The sequence below is a fragment of the Streptomyces sp. Qhu_M48 genome (assembly GCF_051305195.1).
GTDB lineage: Bacteria > Actinomycetota > Actinomycetes > Streptomycetales > Streptomycetaceae > Streptomyces.
Genome location: NZ_CP195432.1, coordinates 1733793 through 1750993 on the forward strand (window position 1 = coordinate 1733793; position 17201 = coordinate 1750993).

Below are 17201 nucleotides of genomic sequence, written 5' to 3' on the forward strand. Positions count from 1 at the left end.
CGCTCGGCTGTGGCCTCTCAGGTCTCGGACCGCCCGCCATCTGTCCGGCGCCGGCCCTCGCCAGGGCCGCCCAGTGCGCGGTCCTGGGCCTGCCGCACCGCCGTACGACCCAGGGCTCCGCTCAGTGCGAGCCGGACAGGGCCTTCTCGCGCTCCGGCTGGGTCGCCTGCGCGGGCACGACCGCCGCGCCGGCGAAGCGGGGCTCCGTCACCGTCTGGCGCCACAGGACGCGGCAGGCGATGAGCGTCGCGGCGATCAGGAGACCGTTCCGCGTGAACAGCACCGCCATGCCCAGCGGATCGCTCCGCGTCACGTGCGAGAACCAGACCGGGAACTCGAACTGCGTCACCGCCGTCGCCCACACGATCAGATGCACGGGGCGCTGCATCCGGCTCGACCGGAACGCGAGACACACCGCCCCCAGACCGACCAGCCACAGCATGTACTGCGGGGAGAGCACCCGGCTCGTCGCCGTGAACAGCAGCACCGCCACGAAGGCCGCGTCCGCCACCGTCGAGGAGGTGAAGCGGCGCGCCTTGAACCGCCAGAGCAGCAGCCAGCCGAAGGCGACGAACGTGAGCGCCATCGCGGCCGTCGACACCGTGGAGACGTACGGGCCGAGGAACTCGATCGAGCCGTAGTTCATCCGCGCCTCGCCGTCCCAGCCGAAGTGCCGGGCCACGTGGAAGACCATCGATCCCAGCGACTCGACCTCCGTGCCGCGGTCGCGCTGGAAGGAGAGGAAGGCGAGCGCGCCCGGCATCCACAGCACACAGAACAGCAGCACCGCGCCCGCCGCGCCCACCGCCGTCGGCCAGGAGCGGAAGGTCGCCCGGCCCTTCGGGGTGCCCGCGAGCAGCAGCACCGGCCACACCTTCAGGACCGCGCCGAACCCGGCCAGGGCGCCCAGGACGCGCGGACTCCGGCCCGCCGCGAGCAGCGCCGCCATCGCGACGGCGGTCACCATCACGTCGTACCGGGCGTACGCCGTCGGACCCAGCAGCGGGACGCCCGCGATCCAGATCCAGGCACCACGCATCGAACGGCCGGCCCGGCGGCCCGTGTGCAGGAGCAGCCCCAAGACCAGCGCGTCACAGAGGAAGGCGAGGACGAAGAAGGCGGCCGAGTAGCCGAGGAAGGGCAGCAGCCCGGGGGCGAGGATCGCGAACGCGGCGGCCGGCGGGTACTGCCAGGTCACGTCGTCCAGCGGATACGTGCCCGTCCGCAGGACCTCGTACCAGCCCTGGTAGATCTCCTCGATGTCGAACGTGATGTCCGGGCCGGGGATCACCACGACCTTGAAGACGCACAGCAGCAGGAGGACCCGGGTCAGGGCCCAGAGGGCGACCGGAAGTCTCTGACCCGTGCGGAACCACTTCCCCACTGCGCCCGTCATCACTGGCTCGTCCTTGTCCTGTCGGCCCGCTCGCGCGGGAGGGTGGTGGTGCTGGGCGGTGGGTGCGCTCGCGGTAGATTCGGCCACGATGCACAAGACCCTGATCGTAACCAACGACTTCCCGCCGCGTCCCGGCGGAATCCAGGCCTTCCTGCACAACATGGCGCTCCGCCTGGATCCCGAACGGATCGTGGTCTACGCCTCCACCTGGAAGCGCAGCCGCGAAGGGATCGAGGCGACGGCCGCGTTCGACGCCGAACAGCCTTTCACGGTCGTCCGGGATCGCACCACCATGCTGCTGCCCACACCTCGGGTCACTTCCCGCGCCACCGCGCTCCTGCGCGAGCACGGATGCGAGTCCGTCTGGTTCGGAGCGGCCGCGCCGCTCGGCCTGATGGCCCCCGCCCTGCGGAAGGCCGGAGCCCGGCGGCTCGTCGCCACCACGCACGGGCACGAGGCGGGCTGGGCCCAGCTGCCCGCCTCCCGGCAGCTCCTGCGGCGGATCGGCGAGGGCACGGACACGATCACCTACCTCGGCGAGTACACCCGCTCCCGGATCGCGGCGGCCCTCACGCCCGCCGCCGCGGGCCGGATGGTCCAGCTCCCGCCCGGCGTCGACGAGAAGACCTTCCACCCCGGCTCGGGCGGCGCCGAGGTCCGCGCCCGCCTCGGGCTCAGCGACCGCCCCGTCGTGGTCTGCGTCTCCCGGCTCGTCCCCCGCAAGGGCCAGGACACCCTGATCCGGGCGATGCCGAGGATCCTTGGCCGGGTCCCGGACGCGGTCCTCCTGATCGTCGGCGGCGGACCGTACGAGAAGGACCTGCGCCGGCTCGCCGCCGAGACCGGCGTGGCCGGATCCGTACGCTTCACCGGCGCCGTCCCGTGGTCCGAGCTGCCCGCCCACTACGGGGCCGGCGACGTCTTCGCCATGCCCTGCCGCACCCGGCGCGGCGGCCTCGACGTCGAGGGCCTCGGCATCGTCTACCTGGAGGCCTCCGCCACCGGCCTGCCCGTCGTCGCCGGCGACTCCGGCGGCGCCCCCGACGCCGTCCTGGACGGCGAGACCGGCTGGGTGGTCCGCGGCGAGTCCCCCGAGGACGCGGCCGACCGCGTCACCACCCTCCTCCTCGACCCCGAGCTCCGCGCCCGCATGGGCGAGCGCGGCCGTGCCTGGGTGGAGGAGAGATGGCGCTGGGACCTGCTCGCGGAGCGGCTCAGGGAGCTGCTGTAGCGCGGAGCGGCGTACGAGGAGAGGCCGGAGGCCCGGGGGCTGTCACCCCGGGCCTCCGGCCTCTGTGCGCGTCCTGCCGGTCAGGCGCTGTAGATCGCCTCGATCTCGTCCGCGAAGTCCTTCGCCACCACGTTCCGCTTCAGCTTCAGGGACGGGGTGATGTGGCCCGCCTCCTCCGTGAACTGGGCCGGGAGGATGCGGAACTTGCGGACCGACTCCGCCTTGGAGACCGCCGCGTTGCCGTCGTCGATCGCGCGCTGCACCTCCGCCACCAGGTCCGCGTCGTCGCGCAGGGTGACCGCCGTCGAGCCGGCCGGCTTGCCGTGCTCGGAGGCCCAGCGGCCGAGGAACTCCTCGTCGATGGTGACGAGCGCGCCCACGAACGGACGCCCGTCGCCGACCACCATGCACTCCGCGACCAGCGCGTGCGCCCGGATCCGGTCCTCGATGACCGCCGGGGCGACGTTCTTGCCGCCCGCCGTCACCAGGATCTCCTTCTTCCGGCCGGTGATCGCGAGGTAGCCGTCCTCGTCGAGGGTGCCGATGTCGCCCGTGTGGAACCAGCCGTCCGCCAGCGCCTCGGCCGTCGCCGCCTCGTTGTTCCAGTACCCGGAGAAGATGTGCTCGCCGTGCAGCAGCACCTCGCCGTCGTCGGCGATCCGCACCACCGAACCCGGCAGCGGCTGACCGACCGTGCCGATCTTCTGCCGGTCCCAGGGGTTGAACGTCGTCGCGGCGCAGGACTCCGTCAGGCCGTACCCCTCCAGGACGGTGAAGCCGATGCCCCGGAAGAAGTGGCCGAGCCGCTCGCCCAGCGGCGCGCCGCCCGAGATCGCGTACTCGCCGCGACCGCCGAGCACCGCCCGCAGCTTGCCGTAGACCAGCTTGTCGAAGATCCGGTGCTTCAGCCTGAGGCCGAAGGACGGGCCCTGCGGGGTGCCGATCGCCCGGCTGTACGCGATCGCCGTGTGCGCGGCCTTGTCGAAGATCTTGCCCTTGCCGTCGGCCTGCGCCTTGGCGCGCGCCGAGTTGTAGACCTTCTCGAAGACCCGGGGCACGCCCAGGATCAGCGTCGGCCGGAACGAGGCCAGCTCGTCCGTGAGGTTCTTGATGTCCGGGACGCAGCCCAGCCGGATCGGCGCCATCACGGCCGCGACCTCGACGAGCCGCCCGAAGACGTGCGCGGCGGGCAGGAACAGCAGCACCGAACACTCACCGGTGCGGAACAGCGGCTTCAGCCGCTCCACCGCGTTGCCGCACTCGGCGAAGAACGCCCGGTGGGTCAGGACACAGCCCTTGGGGCGACCCGTCGTGCCCGAGGTGTAGACGATCGTCGCCGGGTCGTCCGCGTTCGCCGCCGACATGCGCGCGTCCAGCAGCTCGTCGGAGACGTCCGCACCCGTCGCGGTGAGCCGCGCGACCGCGTCGTCCTCGATCTGCCAGACGCCCCTGAGCTGCGGAAGCCGCTCCCGCACGGACTCCACCGACTCCTGGTGCGCCGCGCTCTCGACGAGCACCAGGGCCGCGCCCGAGTCGCCGAGGATCCACTGGATCTGCTCCGGCGAACTCGTCTCGTACACCGGGACGGTCACGCCGCCCGCGCTCCAGATCGCGAAGTCGAGGAGCACCCACTCGTACCGCGTACGGGACAGCAGCGCGACCCGGTCACCCGGCTCGACGCCCGCGGCGATCAGGCCTTTGGCGGCCCCGCGGACCTCCGCGAGGAACTCCGTGGCGGTCACGTCGGTCCACACGCCGTCGACCTTGCGGCCCATCACGGCGACGTCTGGGTGCTGGGAGGCGTTGCGGCGGATGAGATCCGTCAGATTGCCGTCCGCGGGGACCTCGTACAGGGCCGGAAGGCTGAACTCGCGCAAGACTGCTGCTCCTCATCGGGCGCCGGCGCCACGGCTCTGTGTGATGCACCGGTGTAGTCCAAGAACTGGCAGGTGCTCCGTGGGGGTGAGCACGACTGGACTGCCCGGACGTTACCCATCAGTACATGGTTCCCGATAGGGGGTCCCGGTCAGATGTTCCATGCGTCACACGTGTATGGCGGTGCACTGCGCACAGTAATCCACAGGTTTCCCGACTCGGAAGTAACCGCAGGTGACACCCCCTAAGGTGGGGCCCATGCGAGTCCATGTGGTCAGTGACGTGCACGGCAACGCCGGAGACCTCGCCAGGGCGGGGGACGGGGCCGACGCCCTCATATGCCTGGGGGACCTGGTCCTCTTCCTCGACTACGCCGACCACAGCCGTGGCATCTTCCCCGACCTCTTCGGCGTCGAGAACGCCGACCGGCTCGTGGAGCTCCGTACCGCCCGCCGCTTCGACGAGGCCCGTGACCTGGGCCGTCGCCTCTGGGCCGAGCTGGACGTGGACCGGGAGACGGCGATCGAGGCCGCGGTCCGCCGCCAGTACGCCGAACTCTTCGCCGCCTTCCCCACCCCCACGTACGCCACCTACGGCAACGTCGACATCCCCCGCTTCTGGCCCGACTTCGCCCGACCCGGGACGACCGTCCTCGACGGCGAACGGATCGAGCTCGGCGGTCTCGTGTTCGGCTTCGTCGGCGGCGGCCTGCGCACCCCCATGCGCACGCCGTACGAGATCTCCGACGAGGAGTACGCGGCGAAGGTCGAGGCCCTCGGCGAGGTCGACGTCCTCTGCTCCCACATACCGCCGGAGGTGCCGGAGCTGACCTACGACACCGTCGCCCGCCGCTTCGAGCGCGGCAGCCGGGCGCTGCTCGACGCCCTCCGGCGCACCCGGCCCCGCTACGCGCTCTTCGGCCACGTCCACCAGCCGCTGGCCCGGCGGATGCGGATCGCCTCGACCGAGTGCGTCAACGTCGGCCACTTCGCCTCGACGGGCAGGCCCTTCGCCCTGGAGTGGTGACCGGCCGGGCGCCGCGGCGCGATAGCCTTCCCGTCGGCACGTCTGTGCCCTCTTGACTTCCGCCGGACCGCACAGTGGAGGAGCCACCACGATGGCCGAACACACCAGCTCGAGCATCACGATCGAGGCGGCACCGGCCGACGTCATGGGCGTGATCGCCGACTTCGCCCGCTACCCCGAGTGGACGGGCGAGGTGAAGGAGGCCGAGGTCCTGGAGACCGACGGCTCCGGCCGCGCGGAGAAGGTCCGGCTGCTCCTCGACGCCGGCGCGATCAAGGACGACCACACCCTCGCCTACACCTGGACCGGCGCCGACGAGGTCAGCTGGACCCTGGTCAAGTCGCAGATGCTCCGCTCCCTGGACGGCTCCTACCGGCTCGCCGCGCTCGGCGGGGACCGCACCGAGGTCACCTACCAGCTGACCGTCGACGTCAAGATCCCCATGCTCGGCATGATCAAGCGCAAGGCCGAGAAGGTCATCATCGACCGCGCCCTCGCCGGACTGAAGAAGCGCGTCGAATCCGGCGAGTGAGCCCCGGCGGACGCCGGTGACGTCCTCCCGTAGGCGTTCCGGAGGGCACGGGCGACGTCCTCCCGCACGAGCCCCGGAAGGGCGCGGGTAACGTCCTCCGCATGCGGATCATCCTTGTCACCGGCGCGGGCGGCGCCGGGCGCACCACCGTCGCCGCCGCGACCGCCCTCGCCGAGGCGCGGGCGGGGCGCCGGGTCCTGCTCGTCTCCGAGGACGCTGATCCGCTCCTCGACGGCGACGGCCTCCGCGTCCTGCGCCCCCGGCCGGCCGCCGACTTCCGCCGCGAGTTCCTCGCCCTGCAGGCCCGCTCCGGCACCGCCCTCGACCTGCTCGGCGCCGCGCCCTTCGAGGACGCCGAACTCACCGAGCTCCCCGGCAGCCGCCAGTTCGCCCTGCTCCGCTCCCTGCGCGACGCCGCCGCCGGCGACCACGACCTCGCCGTCGTCGACCTGCCGCCGCTCGCCGAGGCCCTCGCCGTGCTCGCCCTGCCCGAGCAGCTCCGCCGCTACCTGCGCCGCCTCCTGCCCGCCGAACGGCAGGCCGCCCGCGCCCTGCGCCCGATGCTCGCCCAGCTCGCCGGGGTCCCCATGCCCGCGCAGTGGCTCTACGAGACCACCGCGCGCTGGGAGGCCGAGCTCGCCGCCGTCCAGGCCGTCGTCGACGCCCCCACCACCGGCGTCCTCCTCGTCCTGGAACCCGGTCCCGCTGCCGTCCGGACCCTGCGCACCGCCCGCCTCGGCCTCGCCCTCCAGGGCCTCGCCCTCGACGCCGTCGTCGCCAACCGGCTCCTGCCCGCCGACTCCGACGACCCCTGGCTCGCCGGGCTCACCGCCCAGCAGCACCGGCACCTGGCGGAGCTCCGTACCGCCGTCGGCGCCGTCGACGAGCTCCCGCACCTCGGCCGCGACCCCCGAGGGCCCGAGGACCTCGCGCTCCTCGCCCCCGGGCGCCCCGCTGCCGTCCCCGCCCCCGTACCCGCGTGGACCGTCGAGGACCGGCGCGAGGAGGACGGCGTCCTGGTCTGGCACATCGGCCTCCCCGGGGCCGTCAAGGAGGAACTGTCCCTCGTCCGCAGGGGTGACGAACTGCTCCTCACCGTCGGCGGCTTCCGCCGCAACGTGCCCCTGCCGGGCGCCCTGCGCCGCTGCACCGTCACCGGCGCCGCCCTCGTCGACGGCGACCTCCGGGTGCGCTTCACCCCCGACCCCGGACTCTGGCCCCGCACCCCGTGAGGGGGCGTGTACCGTCGAAGTACCAGCCACTGAGGAGTACGCCATGAGCGATTCGGATGCCTGGGCCAAGGCGTGCGCCGAGGACCTGGAGGCGGAGAAGGCCCGTCGCCGGGCGCGGCGCGGGGCGGAGCCCGGCTCCGCCGCCGAGGAGTTCCGCAAGCTCTTCGAAGCCGTCGCCGACAAGGTCTCCGGCGGTCTCGGGAACCCTCTGCTCGCCGGCCAGGCCGCACAGACCGTGCAGCAGCTCGTCAACCAGGCGAAGGCCGTCGTCGAGCCCGTCGTCGAGCGCAACCCGCAGGTCTTCGACCACCTCGCCGCCGCCGGGAACGAACTCCTCGCCGCCTACCGCTCCGCCGTCGAGGCCCACGAGAGCCGCTGGACCCGCGGCGAGAAGGTGCCGTCGGACGACCCGAGCGACCCGCGCCGCGAGACGGACGGCCCGAGCGGTGACGACGGCGCGTCCGGCGCCGGGACCGACGGCGAGCACGGCCGCGGGGACGACCCCGGGGACGACCGCGGGGACGACGAAGGGCCGGGAACCGGCCAGCACATCGACCTCGACTGATCGGGACGCGCGTCCCCCTCGGGTACGGTGGGCGCTAGCGGGGCTCGACCGAAAACTGAGGGACACATGGGACTCACCATCGGCGTCGACATCGGCGGCACGAAGATCGCGGCCGGCGTGGTCGACGAGGAGGGCAACATCCTCGACACGCACAAGGTGCCCACCCCGCCGACCCCCGAGGGCATCGTCGACGCGATCAGCGCCGCCGTGTCCGAGGCCGGCAAGGGCCACACGATCGAGGCCGTCGGCATCGGAGCCGCGGGCTACGTCGACGACAAGCGTGCCACCGTCCTCTTCGCGCCGAACATCGACTGGCGGCACGAGCCGCTCAAGGACAAGGTCGAGCAGCGGGTCGGCCTGCCCGTCGTCGTCGAGAACGACGCCAACGCGGCGGCCTGGGGCGAGTACCGGTTCGGCGCCGGCCAGGGCCACGAGGACGTCATCTGCATCACCCTCGGCACAGGCCTCGGCGGCGGCATCATCATCGGCAACAAGCTGCGCCGCGGACGCTTCGGCGTGGCCGCCGAGTTCGGCCACATCCGGGTCGTGCCCGACGGTCTGCTGTGCGGCTGCGGAAGCCAGGGCTGCTGGGAGCAGTACGCCTCCGGGCGCGCCCTCGTCCGCTACGCCAAGCAGCGCGCCAACGCCACCCCGGAGCGCGCGGAGGTCCTGCTGGGCCTCGGCGACGGCACCCCCGAGGGCATCGAGGGCAAGCACGTCAGCCAGGCCGCCCGCGCCGGCGACCCGGTGGCCGTCGACTCCTTCCGGGAGCTGGCCCGTTGGGCCGGTGCCGGTCTCGCCGACCTGGCCTCGCTCTTCGACCCCTCGGCGTTCATCGTCGGCGGCGGCGTCTCGGACGAGGGCGACCTCGTCCTCGACCCGATCCGCAAGTCCTTCCGGCGCTGGCTGATCGGCGGCCAGTGGCGGCCGCACGCGCAGGTCCTCGCGGCCCAGCTCGGGAACAAGGCCGGCCTGGTCGGCGCCGCGGACCTCGCCCGCCAGGGCTGAGCGTTCCCACGAAGGCCCGGGTCATCCGGCGACCGCCCGTCGCGTCCCCCGCGGACGCGGCGGGCGGTTGCCGTACGTTACGTGTCATGGCGATCAGCGAGCTGCCCAACTCCCGCACCGAGGCGGACGGTTCGGCCGTCCTCCGGGTCCTCAGCTACAACGTGCGCTCGATGCGCGACGACGAGGACGCCCTCGCCCGGGTCATCCGGGCCTGCGCCCCGGACCTCGTCTTCGTCCAGGAGGCCCCGCGCTTCTTCCGCTGGCGCAAACACGCCGCCCGGCTCGCGGCCAAGAGCGAGCTCGTCGTCCTGAGCGGCGGGGCCACCGCGGCGGGACCGATGCTCCTCTGCTCCCTGCGGGCCACCGTGGAACGCACCGAGGACGTCCTGCTGCCGCTCACCCCGGGCCTGCACCGGCGCGGTCTCGCGACCGCCGTCGTCCGCTTCGGCGCCGCCCGGGTCGGTCTGATCAGCTGCCATCTGAGCCTGCGGAAGGACGAGCGGTACGCCCAGGCCGGCATGGTCCTCGACCGGGTCGCCGCCCTGGGCACCCCGTACACCCTGGTCGCGGGGGACCTCAACGAACGGCCCGACGGCCCCGCCTTCCGCCGCCTCGCGAAGGAGCTCCGGGACGGCTGGGAGGTCAGCCCCTGGGGAGGCGCGCACACCTCGACCCCCGCCGACCCGCACCAGCGGATCGACGCGATCCTCGCCACCCCGGGCGTCGAGTTCCTCGGCTGCGGGGTGCCGACGGACCTCGACCCCGCGGATCTGCGGGCCGCCACCGACCACCTTCCGGTGCTCGCGGCGGTCCGCGTCCCCGCGTCGTAGGAAGCAGGTCGGACGGCCCGCGTCGTAGGAACGGGTCAGACGACCGCGCCGCGGCCCGGGTCGTCGAAGCCGTCATCGTCGTCGTCGTGCTTCATGCGCCCCACCAGGGTCGCGAAGCCGCCCAGGAAGCCGCCGACGCAGAGCGTCGTCAGCCACCAGGTCATGTCCCAGCGGAGCAGGACGGCGAGGAGCATCAGCACCGGGCCGCCGATCACGGCGAGCCAGGCGAACTTGGTCGTCACGTCCGCCTCGGGCAGCGGCGGCGGCTCCGGCGGGACGAAGTGGCCCTCCTCGGAGCCACCGGGGGTGTCCTCCGGTTCGGCCGGCGAGTAGTCCCGGGGGCCCGCGGGGCGGACGCCGGGCGCGAAGACGACGGAGCTGCCGAGCGCGGGTCGCTCGGGCCCGTCCTCGGCCTCTCCCGGGGCCTCTCGCTCGGCCCCGGGCTCCTCGGAGGCCTCCGCCGGGGTCTCCCCGGTCGTCGGCCTCGGCTTCCAGAGCGCGCCCTTGCCGTCGACCGGCCTCGGTCTCACCGGCCGGATCTCGCCGGCGTCCCCGTCCTCGTCGCCGTCGGCCTCGGGCTCCGGCAGGGACAGGTTCTGCACGGTCCGGTACGGCTTCGCCCCCGGCGGGTCCACGGGCTCCTCGCCGTACCCGGCGACGATCGCGGCCCAGGCCGCCTCCTCGTCGATGGGCTGCGGCTCCCGTTCGCCGCCGTCCTGCTGCTCAGCCACCGCTCCTGCTCCCCTGTTCGTCGACCGGAACCGGGGCGAGACGCTCGACGAAAGCCAGGCTCTCGTCGAAGATCCGCTCCGCGTCATGGTCCAACGTCGCGACGTGGTAGCTCTGTTCCAGCAGGATCTCCTTGACGTCGGTCGAGGAGATGCGCGCGAGGATCCGGGCCGAGTCGACGGGCGGCACGACATGGTCCTGGGGGCTGTGGAGCAGGACGACCGGCTGCGTCACCTGGGGCAGCTCCGCGTCCACGGTCCGGAAGAACCGGCGCAGGGAGTGCGCGGCGTGCAGCGGCACCCGGTCGTAGCCGACCTCGGTCACGCCCTCCTTGGCGATGTCACTGGCGATGCCCCTGGTCGAGGGGACCAGGTGACGGACGACCGGCAGCGCGTGCGCGGCGAGGCCGTGCACCTTGTTGCCCGGGTTGACCAGGACGATGCCCCTCACGGCGTCGCCGTGCTGGGCGGCGAGCCGCAGCGTCAGCGCCCCGCCCATGGAGAGACCGAAGACGAAGACGGTCCCGCACCGCTCCAGGAGCTCGCGCAGGGCCCGGTCCACCTCCGCGTACCAGTCGTGCCAGGTGGTGAGCCGCATGTCCTCCCAGCGGGTGCCGTGACCGGGCAGCAGCGGCAGCGACACCGTGAGCCCCCGCGCGGCGAGGTACTCGGCCCACGGGCGCATCGACTGGGGGGAACCGGTGAATCCGTGACAGAGGAGGACGCCGACCTCTCCGCCCTCGTGGCGGTACGGCTCGGCTCCGGGAAGGACCGGCACCGGGGTCTCCTGTTCGGTTTGTGTCCTCGGCGTCTTCGGGTGCGCCGAGAGCGACGGAGAATGGGGAAGGACCTTCACGGTACGCGACCGGACCGACACCGACCAGGGCCGTAGCGGGGGCCGTGCGTCGGTACGGGATAAAGTCGAGCGCGACGGCACACGGAAGGCATGGCGAGTTGATCTACGGCGCAATGAAGTTCTCCCTCGGAGGGTCCCTGAAGATTGCCTTCCGGCCCTGGGTGGAGGGTCTGGAGAACATCCCCGCCGACGGGCCCGCGATCCTGGCGAGCAACCACCTGTCGTTCTCCGACTCCTTCTTCCTCCCCGCCGTCCTCGACCGCAAGGTCACCTTCATCGCCAAGGCGGAGTACTTCACCTCGCCGGGCGTGAAGGGCAAGCTCACCGCCGCCTTCTTCAAGGGCGTCGGTCAGCTGCCGGTGGACCGTTCGGGTGCCCGCGGCGCGGGCGAGGCGGCGATCAAGGCCGGCATCGACGTGATCGAGAAGGGCGGGCTCTTCGGGATCTACCCCGAGGGCACCCGTTCCCCCGACGGCCGTCTCTACCGGGGCAAGCCCGGCGGTCTGGCCCGGGTGGCGCTGGCCACCGGTGCGCCGGTGATCCCGGTCGCCATGATCGACACCGAGAAGATCCAGCCGCCCGGCAAGGTCGTCCCCAAGCTGATGCGCCCGGGGATCCGGATCGGCAAGCCGCTGGACTTCACCCGCTACCAGGGCATGGAGGGGGACCGCTTCATCCTCCGTTCGGTGACCGACGAGGTCATGTACGAGATCATGAAGCTGTCCGGCCAGGAGTACGTCGACATCTACGCGACGGCCGCCAAGCGGCAGATCGCCGACGCGGAGAAGGCGGCCAAGGAGGCCGTCAAGGCCGAGATCGCGGCTCGGGAAGAGTCCGGCGCGTAGGCGTCCCGCGAGGGACGCCGGGGGGTGGGGGGAAGATGGCCAAGCGCGAGCGTGTCGTGCGCATGTCGGTCGAGCAGCCGTTGTGGCGTGCGCTGACCGGCTACCGCGTCCTGACGATGATCTACGCGGTCCTGCTGTTCGCCTTCGGCCGGGAACGCTACGAGCGGCCCTGGATCGCCGTCGCCTACCTGGCGGTGATGTGCGTCTGGACCCTCGCGACCCTCCCCAAGGTCGCGAACGCCGCCAGCTGCACCAGGCGCTTCCTCGGCGCCGACCTCACCGTCGCCCTCGTCGGCATCCTCCTCACCCCGCTCGCCGACGCCCACGCCCAGACGGTCGACGGCCCCACCCTGCCGTCGATATGGACCGCCGGGTCGGTCCTCGCGTACGCGATCAAGGGCGGCTGGCGCTGGGCCGGAGTCGCCTCCTCCCTCGTCGCCGTCGCCAACCTCGTCGAACGCGGCCACCCCAGCCGCGACACCCTTCACAACGTCCTGCTCGTCTGGGTCGCCTCCATCGCCATCGGATACGTCGTCGAGGTGGCCCGCGCCTCCGAGCGCACCCTCGCCCGCGCCCTGGAGATCGAGGCCGCCACCCGGGAGCGGGAGCGGCTCGCCCGCGACATCCACGACAGCGTCCTCCAGGTCCTCGCGATGGTGCAGCGGCGCGGCACCGCGCTCGGCGGCGAGGCCGCCGAACTCGGCCGGATGGCGGGGGAGCAGGAGGTCGCCCTCCGCACGCTCGTGGCCGGCGGCCTCAGCCGCCCCAGCCTGGTCTCCGAGGACGAGTCCGAGGGCGCCGTCGTCCGGGTCGTCGACGAGGACGACGAGCGCGACGACGACACGCCCGTCGACCTGCGCCTGCTGCTCGCCCCGCGCGCCGGGGCGACGGTCACCCTCTCCGAGCCGGGCGCGCCCGTCCTGCTGGCCCCGCCCGCCGCCCGTGAGCTGGCCGCCGCCGTGGGCGCCGCACTGGACAACGTGCGGGTGCACGCGGGCGAGGACGCCCGGGCCTGGATCCTCGTCGAGGACTGGACGGACGAGGTGATCGTCACCGTCCGGGACGACGGGCCCGGCATCCCCGAGGGCCGCCTCGCGCAGGCGGAGGGCGAGGGCCGGATGGGCGTCGCCCTCTCCATCCGGGGGAGACTGCGGGATCTGGGCGGCTCCGCCGAGCTGATCTCGGTCCCGGGCCAGGGCACGGAAGTCGAGTTGAAGGTTCCACGGGGGAAGGCAGGACAGGAAAGATGAGCGAGCAGCAGACCGGGGCGGACCGGATCAGGGTGATGGTCGTCGACGACCATCCGATGTGGCGGGACGCGGTCGCCCGCGACCTGGCCGAGGCGGGGCTCGACGTGGTCGCCACCGCAGGCGACGGCGAGCAGGCGGTGCGCCGCGCCCTCGCGGTCACGCCCGACGTCCTCGTCCTCGACCTCAACCTGCCGGTGAAACCGGGTGTCCAGGTGTGCAAGGAACTCGTCGGAGGCCGCCCCGAGCTGCGGGTCCTCGTCCTCTCGGCGAGCGGTGAGCACGCCGACGTCCTGGAGGCGGTCAAGTCCGGCGCCACCGGCTACCTCCTCAAGTCGGCCAGTACGGAGGAGCTGATCGACGCCGTGCGGCGGACGGCGGTCGGCGACCCCGTCTTCACCCCCGGTCTCGCCGGCCTGGTCCTCGGCGAGTACCGCCGCCTCGCCTCCGAGCCGGCCCCCGCGCCCGGCGCCGACGAGCCGAACGCCCCGCGGCTCACCGAGCGCGAGACCGAGGTCCTGCGGCTCGTCGCCAAGGGGCTCAGCTACAAGCAGATCGCCGAACGCCTGGTGATCTCGCACCGCACGGTGCAGAACCACGTCCAGAACACCCTCGGCAAACTCCAGCTGCACAACCGGGTCGAGCTCGTCCGGTACGCCATCGAGCGCGGCCTCGACGACGCCTGAGCCGTGGCCCCGAGGCGTGCCGGTGCGGCCGGTGTGCCGGGCACGGTGACGTGATGGGCCGTATATTCGCGATGATCGCGCGTATACGGCCCATCGCCGTTCCTATCCGGACCATCGCTGTCATGAGGGGCATCTCGTGGAAATCCTGGCATTCGGCGTACAGGCGGACGAGAGGCCCATGATCGAGAAGGCCTTCGAGGGGCACCACGACGTCCGCTGTCTGAGCGTCTTCCTCGACGAGGACACCGCCCCCATCGCCGCCGGCTACGAGATCGTCTCCACCAGCGTCAACGCCAACCTCAACCACCGGGTCCTGCAGACCCTCGCCGCCGGCGGGACCCAGATGATCGCCCAGCGCTCCACGGGCTTCAACAACATCGACCTGGAGGTCGCCGAACGGGTCGGCCTCACCGTCGCCCGGGTCTCGTACTACTCGCCGTACTCCGTCGCCGAGTTCGCCTGGACCCTCGCGACCGCCGTCAACCGCAGGATCGTCCGCGCCTCCAACCGGACCCGCGACTTCGACTTCCGCCTCGACGGACTGATGGGCCGTGACCTGCGGGGCCGTACCGTCGGCGTGCTCGGCACCGGCAAGATCGGCGAGGCCTTCACCCGGATCGCCCACGGCTTCGGCATGCGCCTGCTCGGCTGGGACGTCGCCGAGAACCCCGCCTGCGTCGAACTCGGCATGGAGTACGTCGAGAAGGAACGGCTCTTCGCCGAGGCCGACCTCATCAGCCTGCACGTGCCGCTGCTCCCGGCCACCCACCACATCATCGACGCCGCCGCCCTCAAGAGCATGAGGAACGACGTCATCCTGGTGAACTCCAGCCGCGGCGGGCTCATCGACACCGACGCGCTGGTCGTCGAACTCCGCTCCGGGCGTTTCACCGGCGTCGGCCTCGACGTGTACGAGGCGGAGGCGGGGCTCTTCTTCCTCGACAAGTCCCTGGAGGTCGTCGAGGACGACACGCTGGCCCGCCTGGTCACCTTCCCGAACGTGGTGGTCACCTCCCATCAGGCGTACTACACCGTGGACGCGGTCGGCCAGATCATCGACACCACCGTCCGGAACGTCCTCGACTACACCGCGGGACGGCGCAGCGAGAACGTCCTGGTGCCCAGGACCGGTTGATCCCTCCGCCGGGACGGGGCCCGGCGGAGGGATCAACCGGCCGGAAGGCCCGGACCTTCAGACCAGCACGCCGGCGAGGAGCGAGGCCGTCAGGGCGGCGCCGTCCGTCGTCAGCACCGACTCGGGGTGGAACTGCACCCCCGCGAAGCCGGGCCCGCGCAGCGCGTGCACCTCACCGGTCTCCGCGTCCCGGCTCACCTCGATCCGGTGCAGCGCCAGCTCCGTCGCCGTCCGGTCGTCGCAGCGGGCGGTGAAGCTGTTGTAGAAGCCGACCGTCTGCTCCTGCCCGAAGAGGTCGATCCGCAGCTGGGCCCCCTGGAACGGCGTCCGCTTGCGGACGATCTCCAGACCCAGCTCGGCGGCGATCAGCTCGTGCCCCAGGCAGACGCCGAGCAGGCCGTGCCGGTGGTCCCGCACCAGCTCGGCCGTCAGACCGCGCAGGAAGCGCATCTTCGGGTCGGCGGCGTCCGAGGGGTTCCCGGGGCCGGGGCCGAGGACCACCGGTCCCTCGTGGGAGAGCGCCAGCTCGCGCAGCCCCGGCTCGTCGTAGCGGAGCACCGACACGCCGAGGCCCGAGGAGCGCAGGACGTGCGCCAGCATCGCCGTGAAGGTGTCCTCGGCGTCGATCACCAGCGCGTGGCCCGACAGCTCGGCCGAACGGACCTGCATCCTCAGCCAGAACGGCGCGAGGTCCGCCCGCCGCGCGTCCAGGGCGGCCCGTACCCGGGGGTCGTCGGCGAGGCGCGCGGGGGTCGAAGCCGACCCTCCGGCGGGCCGGCCGTCCCGTACCCCGAGCGCGGTGAGCACCCCGGCCGCCTTGGCGTGGGTCTCGGCGACCTCGCCCGCCGGGTCCGAGTGCCGTACGAGAGTGGCGCCGACCGGCACCCGCAGGCGCCCGTCGGAGGCGATGTCGGCGGTACGGATCAGGATGGGGGAGTCCAGGGTCTGGGCGCCGTTCTCGTCGGTGCCGAGGAGGGCGAGGGCGCCCGCGTAGTAGCCGCGCCCGCCCACCTCGTGACGCTCGATCACCCGGCAGGCGTTCTGCACGGGCGAGCCGGTCACGGTCGCCGCGAACATCGTCTCCTTCAGGACCTCCCGCACGTCCAGGGTCGAACGGCCCCGCAACTCGTACTCGGTGTGCGCGAGATGGGCCATCTCCTTCAGGCGCGGCCCGACCACCACACCGCCCATGTCGCCGACCGTGCACATCATCTTGAGCTCCTCGTCGACCACCATCGACAGCTCCTCGGTCTCCTTGCGGTCGGCGAGGAAGGCGAGCAGACCCTCGGCGGTCGGGGCGGCCCCGGCCGGGTAGCGGTACGTGCCGCTGATCGGGTTCATGACGACGGTGCCTCCCGACATCCGCACGTGCACCTCCGGGCTCGCCCCGACGAGCGTCCGGTCACCCGTGTGGACGACGAAGGTCCAGTACGCCCCCCGCTCACCTGCCAGCAGCCGCCGGAACAGGGCGAGCGCGTCGGCGCGCCCGAAGCCCGGGATCTCCCCGGTGAACGTGCGCCGGATGACGAAGTTCGCGCCCTCGCCCGAGCCGATCTCCTCGTCGATGACCCGCCGCACGATCCCCGCGTACTCCTCGTCGGAGACGTCGAACCCGCCGTACTCGACGCTCACGTCGTGCGCCGGGAGCTGCTCCAGGACCTCGCCCAGCGGCAGCTCGTACACCTCCTCGGCGGCCAGCACGGCGAGCGGGGTGCCGTCGTCGCGCACGTCGAAGCCGCGCTCCCGGATCTGCCGGAAGGGCACGAGGGCGAGCGTCGGCAGCGGGCCCACGGGCAGCTCCGCGAGGCGCTCGGCCTCGTGCACCGGGCCGATCAGCACCTCGACGGTGTCGTGGTCGCGGCCCGGGGTGCGGCGGCGGAGCAGGGCGAAGGGCGGGGCGGCGGGGTCGAGGAGACGGGCGAGGTCCAGGTTCATGGGATCCGTCGTTCCTTCCGTTGACGAGAGGAGAGGAACGGCCCGGGTACGAGAAAGGCCGCCCCTCGGGGCGG

16 protein-coding genes are annotated in these 17201 nt (G+C 72.6%); 11 read left to right on the plus strand and 5 right to left on the minus strand.

Features of this window, described 5'->3' with window-relative positions:
- Window positions 1-121 precede the first annotated feature (121 nt).
- Window positions 122-1396: a glycosyltransferase 87 family protein gene (locus tag ACRRSS_RS08120; protein WP_435970548.1), complete on the minus strand. Its 1275-nt coding sequence runs from the start codon at window positions 1394-1396 to the stop codon at window positions 122-124.
- Between the two features lie 88 nt (window positions 1397-1484).
- On the opposite strand from ACRRSS_RS08120, the gene ACRRSS_RS08125 reads away from it, so the two are divergent.
- Window positions 1485-2627, plus strand: coding sequence for a glycosyltransferase family 4 protein (locus ACRRSS_RS08125; protein WP_435970549.1), 1143 nt, complete (start codon window positions 1485-1487; stop codon window positions 2625-2627).
- A gap of 80 nt (window positions 2628-2707) precedes the next feature.
- Here the strand turns inward: ACRRSS_RS08125 and ACRRSS_RS08130 are convergent, their stop codons facing one another.
- A complete protein-coding gene (locus tag ACRRSS_RS08130; RefSeq protein ID WP_435970550.1) occupies window positions 2708-4504 on the minus strand; it encodes an AMP-dependent synthetase/ligase in 1797 nt (598 codons plus the stop codon).
- 256 nt (window positions 4505-4760) lie between these two features.
- Between ACRRSS_RS08130 and ACRRSS_RS08135 the strand changes: the two genes are divergently transcribed.
- The 6 genes from ACRRSS_RS08135 (at window position 4761) to ACRRSS_RS08160 (ending at window position 9695) form a co-directional block, all read left to right on the plus strand.
- Window positions 4761-5528 carry a metallophosphoesterase family protein gene (locus ACRRSS_RS08135; protein WP_435970551.1) on the plus strand — a complete coding sequence of 256 codons (768 nt, stop codon included), beginning with the start codon at window positions 4761-4763 and terminating at the stop codon, window positions 5526-5528.
- A 91-nt stretch (window positions 5529-5619) separates the two neighbouring features.
- Window positions 5620-6060, plus strand: coding sequence for an SRPBCC family protein (locus ACRRSS_RS08140; RefSeq protein WP_435970552.1), 441 nt, complete (start codon window positions 5620-5622; stop codon window positions 6058-6060).
- 101 nt (window positions 6061-6161) lie between these two features.
- The gene (locus ACRRSS_RS08145) at window positions 6162-7292 is read left to right on the plus strand and encodes an ArsA-related P-loop ATPase (RefSeq protein ID WP_435970553.1); all 1131 of its coding nucleotides are present in this window, start codon (window positions 6162-6164) and stop codon (window positions 7290-7292) included.
- A gap of 43 nt (window positions 7293-7335) precedes the next feature.
- Window positions 7336-7857, plus strand: coding sequence for a DUF5304 domain-containing protein (locus tag ACRRSS_RS08150; RefSeq protein ID WP_435970554.1), 522 nt, complete (start codon window positions 7336-7338; stop codon window positions 7855-7857).
- Window positions 7858-7923: 66 nt separating this feature from the next.
- Window positions 7924-8865: an ROK family glucokinase gene (locus ACRRSS_RS08155; RefSeq protein ID WP_435970555.1), complete on the plus strand. Its 942-nt coding sequence runs from the start codon at window positions 7924-7926 to the stop codon at window positions 8863-8865.
- Window positions 8866-8951: 86 nt separating this feature from the next.
- On the plus strand, window positions 8952-9695 hold the full coding sequence (locus ACRRSS_RS08160) for an endonuclease/exonuclease/phosphatase family protein (protein WP_351905584.1): 744 nt from the start codon (window positions 8952-8954) through the stop codon (window positions 9693-9695).
- A 35-nt stretch (window positions 9696-9730) separates the two neighbouring features.
- Here ACRRSS_RS08160 and ACRRSS_RS08165 read toward each other — a convergent pair whose 3' ends face one another.
- Entirely contained in the window at window positions 9731-10426 is a 696-nt protein-coding gene (locus ACRRSS_RS08165; RefSeq protein ID WP_435970556.1) for a hypothetical protein, read from the minus strand.
- The gene (locus tag ACRRSS_RS08170) at window positions 10419-11201 is read right to left on the minus strand and encodes an alpha/beta hydrolase (RefSeq protein ID WP_435970557.1); all 783 of its coding nucleotides are present in this window, start codon (window positions 11199-11201) and stop codon (window positions 10419-10421) included. The genes ACRRSS_RS08165 and ACRRSS_RS08170 overlap by 8 nt, the downstream gene beginning before the upstream one ends.
- A 191-nt stretch (window positions 11202-11392) precedes the next feature.
- On the opposite strand from ACRRSS_RS08170, the gene ACRRSS_RS08175 reads away from it, so the two are divergent.
- The 4 genes from ACRRSS_RS08175 (at window position 11393) to ACRRSS_RS08190 (ending at window position 15192) form a co-directional block, all read left to right on the plus strand.
- Window positions 11393-12124 (plus strand): lysophospholipid acyltransferase family protein, encoded by a 732-nt coding sequence (locus tag ACRRSS_RS08175; protein ID WP_435970558.1) that lies wholly within the window; start codon window positions 11393-11395, stop codon window positions 12122-12124.
- A 35-nt stretch (window positions 12125-12159) separates the two neighbouring features.
- Window positions 12160-13374 carry a MacS family sensor histidine kinase gene (macS, locus tag ACRRSS_RS08180; protein WP_435970559.1) on the plus strand — a complete coding sequence of 405 codons (1215 nt, stop codon included), beginning with the start codon at window positions 12160-12162 and terminating at the stop codon, window positions 13372-13374.
- On the plus strand, window positions 13371-14057 hold the full coding sequence (locus ACRRSS_RS08185) for a response regulator (RefSeq protein ID WP_435970560.1): 687 nt from the start codon (window positions 13371-13373) through the stop codon (window positions 14055-14057). The genes macS and ACRRSS_RS08185 overlap by 4 nt, the downstream gene beginning before the upstream one ends.
- Window positions 14058-14193: 136 nt before the next feature.
- Window positions 14194-15192, plus strand: a complete 999-nt coding sequence (locus ACRRSS_RS08190) for a 2-hydroxyacid dehydrogenase (protein WP_435970561.1) — start codon at window positions 14194-14196, stop codon at window positions 15190-15192.
- Window positions 15193-15249: 57 nt separating this feature from the next.
- Here the strand turns inward: ACRRSS_RS08190 and ACRRSS_RS08195 are convergent, their stop codons facing one another.
- Entirely contained in the window at window positions 15250-17127 is a 1878-nt protein-coding gene (locus tag ACRRSS_RS08195; RefSeq protein ID WP_435970562.1) for an anthranilate synthase family protein, read from the minus strand.
- Window positions 17128-17201: the final 74 nt, after the last annotated feature.

Excerpts from the sequence above, each read along its gene's own strand:
- ACRRSS_RS08135 (WP_435970551.1), top strand. The coding sequence starts at position 4,761 with ATGCGAGTCCATGTGGTCAGTGACGTGCACGGCAACGCCGGAGACCTC.
- ACRRSS_RS08155 (WP_435970555.1), top strand. The coding sequence starts at position 7,924 with ATGGGACTCACCATCGGCGTCGACATCGGCGGCACGAAGATCGCGGCC.
- ACRRSS_RS08150 (WP_435970554.1), top strand. The coding sequence starts at position 7,336 with ATGAGCGATTCGGATGCCTGGGCCAAGGCGTGCGCCGAGGACCTGGAG.
- ACRRSS_RS08140 (WP_435970552.1), top strand. The coding sequence starts at position 5,620 with ATGGCCGAACACACCAGCTCGAGCATCACGATCGAGGCGGCACCGGCC.
- ACRRSS_RS08145 (WP_435970553.1), top strand. The coding sequence starts at position 6,162 with ATGCGGATCATCCTTGTCACCGGCGCGGGCGGCGCCGGGCGCACCACC.
- ACRRSS_RS08185 (WP_435970560.1), top strand. The coding sequence starts at position 13,371 with ATGAGCGAGCAGCAGACCGGGGCGGACCGGATCAGGGTGATGGTCGTC.
- macS (WP_435970559.1), top strand. The coding sequence starts at position 12,160 with ATGGCCAAGCGCGAGCGTGTCGTGCGCATGTCGGTCGAGCAGCCGTTG.
- ACRRSS_RS08195 (WP_435970562.1), bottom strand. The coding sequence starts at position 17,127 with ATGAACCTGGACCTCGCCCGTCTCCTCGACCCCGCCGCCCCGCCCTTC.
- ACRRSS_RS08125 (WP_435970549.1), top strand. The coding sequence starts at position 1,485 with ATGCACAAGACCCTGATCGTAACCAACGACTTCCCGCCGCGTCCCGGC.
- ACRRSS_RS08120 (WP_435970548.1), bottom strand. The coding sequence starts at position 1,396 with ATGACGGGCGCAGTGGGGAAGTGGTTCCGCACGGGTCAGAGACTTCCG.
- ACRRSS_RS08175 (WP_435970558.1), top strand. The coding sequence starts at position 11,393 with ATGAAGTTCTCCCTCGGAGGGTCCCTGAAGATTGCCTTCCGGCCCTGG.
- ACRRSS_RS08160 (WP_351905584.1), top strand. The coding sequence starts at position 8,952 with ATGGCGATCAGCGAGCTGCCCAACTCCCGCACCGAGGCGGACGGTTCG.